Origin of the sequence: Novipirellula sp., from assembly GCF_041583735.1 — a bacterium.
Lineage (GTDB): Bacteria > Planctomycetota > Planctomycetia > Pirellulales > Pirellulaceae > Novipirellula.
In genome coordinates, this window is sequence record NZ_JBFHFD010000565.1 from 1 (window position 1) to 5734 (window position 5734).

Sequence of the window (5734 nt, forward strand, 5' to 3'; positions counted from 1 at the left end):
TGCTTTCTTGATATGTTCCTGCCCATCTCATCTTCCTGCCCGCCGGCGATCCGGCGTTTGGTGGACGTGGTGGAATCATGACTTGACTGAGCAGCGACGTTACGTCACCAGTGGCAGCCTTGGTCACTGATTTTGGCAGAAACATGTAGGGGGGGACACATGGGGACAGAGCATGTTTCTGAGGTGGGCGGCAATGCCTCCTGAGGGCTGGGCAAGTGGCGCGGTCGGTTGCCGGTGTGTGCGTCCGATGACCGTCGCTGATCTCGAATCACTCGGCTCTGGTTCTCAGCGAACGTCTTATTACTTCGCACCATGTTGGTATCGACTGCGTGAGTCCGATCGCAGTAATGAAAAGAGATATCGCCGCAATCACCAGAAACGATAGCGGCGGTACACGGTACGGTGCAGCGAATGAACCATGTAAGAGCATGCTAGCAACCGTAGAAAAAGACTCGCCAGTCTCGCGTTGATCACGCCCGTTACCTCGAGTGAGGGAGCGAGCATGGAGTCATGCTTGTGCTCTGTCCCCGGGCATCCCCCCGGGCATCCCGTCCCCGGGCATTTTGGTCCCCGGGCATCGTGCCACGCCCAGCCTAGTGGGGTGATGAAGGCAGCAAATGTAAGGCAATCTGCCAAAGCGGCACCTGCATCCACCGCGGCATGCCCTAATCTTTCAAATTTGGATTGATCAAACCATGAGGACGCTGATCGGAGCCGGTTACATCAACATCGCCGATCTCGGCCCGGATACGCTCGGCTTGGCTGATCAATTTAGAAGCGACTTCCGGGTGCTGGGACAACACGTTCTTCTGCTCGCTGACGTCGTGATCCAGGTGAAACAATAAGGGTTGGTTCAGTGAGAGAAGTTTTTTCTTGGGGTTTCCTCCCGCTTTCTTTGCCCAATACGGTTGATCTGCAATCGTGCGTGGTAGATGTAGTTTCCACCTTTCATTCCGCACCGCTTGTAGGTTCAAGCCGTTGTAGTAGTAGAAATATTGGTGAGGACTTTGGTTGGTTTTTCCCGTCAATAGATCGATGATGTTCTTTCCGTCAATCGTTCGGTCGCTCGGCGGTTCAATGTTCGCCATATGACAGAACAGCGGCAATAAATCCATGCTAGTAATCATTGCATCCGAGACTTGCTCCGCCGGAATACGGCCGGGCCAATAGAAAATCGATGGCACGCGATGTCCACCCTCCATCGTGACATACTTGCCGCCGCTCAGCGGCTTCGCAGACCCATTTTTGGCGGGGCCATTGTCCGACAGAAAAACGACCAACGTATTGTCCGCGAGTCCGGCGTCCTGCACAGCGGTCCGCACACGGCCGACGCTATGGTCGAGTTCCAATAGAAAGTCACCGTAGGCGGACGCACGACCTTTACCGGAGGTGCCTTGGAAAGGCTTGCTAGGCAAAATCGGTGAATGAGCAATGTGATGCGAGAAGTAGATAAAGAACGGCTCGCCACTTTTCTCGTTGATGAAATCCACGACTTCGTCAGTGTACAGCTTCGTTACTTTTTCAAATTCGATCTTGGCTTCCTGGACCTCGCGGTTGCGGTACAGCGTGTCGGCATCGCCGTGGCTGTTGGAATAATTGCTGTGCAGTCCCAAGTATTCATCGAAACCGGCGTCCAGCGGATGGGATCCGTCCACATGAAATCCGAGGTGCCACTTGCCAACCATCTTGGTGTAATAGCCGGCCGTTTTCAACAGTTCGGCGATGGTTAGTTCGTCGGCAGCAATCCCGTATTTCTCGTACTTCGTCGTGTTGTGCCTGGAAATCGGATGCCCACAACGCATCGGATAACGACCGGTCATCAAAGCCGCTCGTGAAGGGCCGCACACGTTGGCCGCCACCAAACAATCGGTCGATCGCAGGCCCTCGCTAGCCAACCGGTCGATCTCGGGAGTGCTCAGCGGCGAACCGTAGCAACCCAAGTCACCATAGCCGACATCATCAGCAAAGATCAGAATGATATTGGGTTTTTGAGCTGGGCTCTCCGCATCGACTTGGCTCACAGCAACCATGGATGCCAATAGGATGACGCCAGAAATTAACTTGAACACAGACTTGGTCATGGCGTTTCCTTTTGTCGATTCACTTCGCCGAAGGCGGCTATCTTTCGATCAGACGTAAATGGGAGGTGACAATCTTAATAAAGGTTGATGCTACAAAAATAAACGTGGCTTGGCCCGGTCGAAGAGACATTGCGCATTGAACGATTCCTTAAAAAATGCTTACTTGCCTTTCTTACTCAAGCCCGGCATTTTCAGTTTCACCGGGACGTCGTTCGAGAGTTCCGGCCCGTCGGTGCTGCGGCCTCGTTTTACATCGGTTTGCAACTGTGCGAGTAACCGCTGGGCGACCTCTGGATGGCTGTTGTAGAGATTGTTCTGTTCACCCGGATCCACCGTCATATCGTAAAGCTGCGCCACCGTATCGGCAGGCATTTTTTCTTTGGTCCATCCCCCGGAACCGGTTGCTAGCAGAAGTTTCCATTTGCCCTGGCGGTATGCGAATTTTCCACCGATGGAATGGTGAATCACTCCCTTTCGAGAAGTGACCATCGGGTCTCCTTTCAGAGCGGACGCAAAACTGACACTGTCCTCACCGGCGGTCTCGGGCAACTTCGAACCGGCCAACTCGGCAGAGGTAGCCATCAAGTCGGTCAGGCAGATCGTCTGATCGCTGACGCTTCCAGGATCAACTTTGGCCGGCCAGCGAACGATGAAGGGCACGCGATGACCGCCATCCCACAAATCCGATTTGTAACCACGGAACTCGGCACTGGAATAATGACCTTGCTGTTCCAATTCCTTGGCCTTTGATGGCTTGGCGGAACAACCGTTGTCGCTGGTCACGACGATCATCGTGTTTTCAGCAAACCCCGATGCATTCACCGCAGACACAATCTCGCCGATCACCGCATCGGTGTGCATCACAAAATCGCCATACACTCCCAACTCACTGTTGCCTTTCCAGTCGTCCGAAGGGGCGATCGGGGTATGCGGTGAGGTGAGCGCGATGTACATGAAGAACGGTTCGTCCGCGTTCTGCTGCCGAATGTACTCGACCGATTGTCGTCCGATTTCCGGCAACACGTCGACCGCCTCAAAGTCGGCATGAGCCGGCCCCTTGCGATGAAAGGCTTTGGTGGTCGTGCACTCACCAACGAACCGATCGTTCTCGATGTAAATATAGGGAGGCATATCGAGCGAAGCGGAAATCCCGTAATAGTAGTCAAACCCCAGCTCGACCGGTCCGCCGCTGATGCGTCCCTTCCAATCCACATTCGTGGCCCTTTGCCCGCCTGTAGTTTTTCCATCAGTGGTGGGAAGCCCCAGCCCAAGATGCCATTTGCCGATTGCAGCGGTGCGGTAGTCATGCGTTTTTAGAAAGCCGGCGACCGTCAATCGGTCAGAGGGAATCAACGGTTGGTCAAACCCATACAGCACACCGTTCTGCAGCCGGGATCGCCAGTTGTAGCGTCCGGTCAAAATGCCATAGCGGGTCGGTGTGCAAACCGAGGAACTCGAGTGTGCATCGGTAAACACCATGCCTTGTGCCGCCAATTGATCCATCTGCGGTGTGGCGATTTTGCACCGCTCGGGATTCAGACAATGCACATCACCATAGCCCAGATCGTCGGCAAGAATAAAGATGATGTTGGGTTTATCCGAAGCGGCATGCACCGCCGCAGTCACAACCAACGACAACAAAAACGAAAGCGTTAAAAGCAAAAATTTCATGGTGTTCTGTGTTTCCCTCTTTACCAATGGATACAAAACTGTAGCTACCGTTGCGGTCGCGATGGACCACGTTCTGGCGAACGTAGCTACTTTTCATCCTCATGCGTCATTGATGAAAATGCTCTAGCGTGCGGCTTTCACCGCATCGGGTAGCCTCTGCTGACCCGCACGCTTACTCTCACGAATTTCCGTGTGGCGTTTACTTCGCGTGGTATACCAGTGGTACTTGCCCTTTGCATTGGGATCGACCACAACCGCTGAGTCGTATTCCACAGCGATCACTGTGTTCCGCTGGTCCGGCGCCGTTTCCGGCACCTTCACTTTGGTGCTATGGGCATCGGCGTCATAGGTCACCGGTAGAGGCGTCCGCTTTGGATCTGCTAGGAAGTAAGCCTTCACCGGCTTACCCACAATTCCATTGAACTCGATGCCACTGGGTTTCCATTCCAAGACGTGTAGATACAGCGTCTGGTTCTTTTGAGTCATCGCGCCCCACCAGAAATCGAAATCAACCGGAGAAGAGGTGGTGCCGTAGATCGACTCGCCGTTTGCGTCCATCCACTGACCGACTTCTTTCAGACGTTCGGTCTCTTCCGGAAGCAAATTGCCTTTCGGGTCTGGACCCACGTTGAGCAGCAGGTTCACGCCTCGTGCACCGCACAGCGCCAAGAACTCGATGATATCCTTTGTGCTCTTCCAGTGATCGTCGTTCTGGTCATAGCCCCAGTTGTGACGCATCGTCATGCACGTCTCGGTATCCTGCGTCATTCGCTCGGCCGGAAGCATCCGGTCTGGAAGCGATTCGAAGTCGGCGTACTTGCGGTTGTCCTCAGGGACTCTGCGGCTGTACAGACGGCTGCAGATCACGGCATTCGGCTGAAGTTCGCGAACCCGCGCCCCCTGCTGATCCGCTTCGATCACGTTGTTGCCGCCGACATCAAACCACAAGACTGCCATCTCGCCGTAGTTGGATAGCAGCTCGTCGAGGTTTTTCTCAACCAGCTCTAGGTATTCGTCGTTGCTCAACACGCCTTGTTTCCGTTGGAACGAACGGTGATACCAATCTTTGAACTGCGAATAATAGACACCAAACTTCAATCCCTGTTTAGCACATTCTTCGGAAAGTTCCTTGATGATGTCACGTTTGAACGGCGTGGCGTCCATCACGTTGTAATCCGTGGCGTCGGTATCAAACAGACAAAAGCCGTCATGGTGCTTGGACGTGATGACCACGTATTTCATACCGGCTTGTTTGGCGATCGATACCCATTCCTTTGCATCAAAATCGGTTGGATTGAATTGCGGTGCGAGCGTGTCTCGGTATTGCTTTCCAGGGATCTTCGCGCTGTTCATCAACCATTCCGCGCTGGCTCCGCCTTGTTCCTTTCCATAATCCTTGCCCTCCCATTCTCCGCCAGCGACCGAGTAGAGCCCCCAATGAATGAACATGCCAAAGCGGGCGTCACGCCACCACTGCATGTGGGAATCGTCGGCGTGGTTGGGGGTGGCAGTGCCGTCTGCAGGCTCGCCGGCGACTACCGCAGGAACGGTAAAGAAGCACGCATGAAACGCGGCCAGCAAGATGAATTTGTTTATTTGCATGTGTTTTCCTATGTTGATATTTATTCTTTCAGGTCGGACGTTATTGTTTTAGCTCGATAGAAAAACCGACAACCAAAGTGTCCGGCAGTTCTTCGGGAAGGGTGATTGTTAAACCATCGGTCGAACGTTCCCATTTTATTTTCTCGTCGTTGCCCAACAGCCGGATGTCGACAATCTCACTCTCGAGCAGTCCGCCGCTGGCCAGCGTTTTGATCACGATATCTTGGGTTGGCCGAGATAGCACGAATGCGTACAAGACTCCGTCTTTAGTCGTGAAACGGATGTCCTGTTGCGAAAACTCCTTGTGGTTTTCTCCCTGACGCCCATCTTTCATCTCTAACGGACCCTCGCCGAAGGTCTTCCATGGCCGGGTGCCGTAA

At 53.7% G+C, this 5734-nt stretch carries 4 protein-coding genes; all 4 read right to left on the bottom strand.

What is annotated here, in order from left to right; all coding sequences use genetic code 11:
• Window positions 1–665: 665 nt before the first annotated feature.
• On the bottom strand, window positions 666–2081 hold the full coding sequence (locus ABX962_RS28380) for a sulfatase (protein ID WP_372724515.1): 1416 nt from the start codon (window positions 2079–2081) through the stop codon (window positions 666–668).
• 159 nt (window positions 2082–2240) lie between these two features.
• On the bottom strand, window positions 2241–3752 hold the full coding sequence (locus tag ABX962_RS28385) for an arylsulfatase (RefSeq protein WP_372724517.1): 1512 nt from the start codon (window positions 3750–3752) through the stop codon (window positions 2241–2243).
• 123 nt (window positions 3753–3875) lie between these two features.
• Window positions 3876–5354, bottom strand: a complete 1479-nt coding sequence (locus tag ABX962_RS28390; RefSeq protein WP_372724519.1) for an alpha-L-fucosidase — start codon at window positions 5352–5354, stop codon at window positions 3876–3878.
• Window positions 5355–5394: 40 nt separating this feature from the next.
• A partial coding sequence (locus tag ABX962_RS28395) for an alpha-L-fucosidase C-terminal domain-containing protein (protein ID WP_372724521.1) occupies window positions 5395–5734 on the bottom strand: 340 nt, incomplete at its 5' end.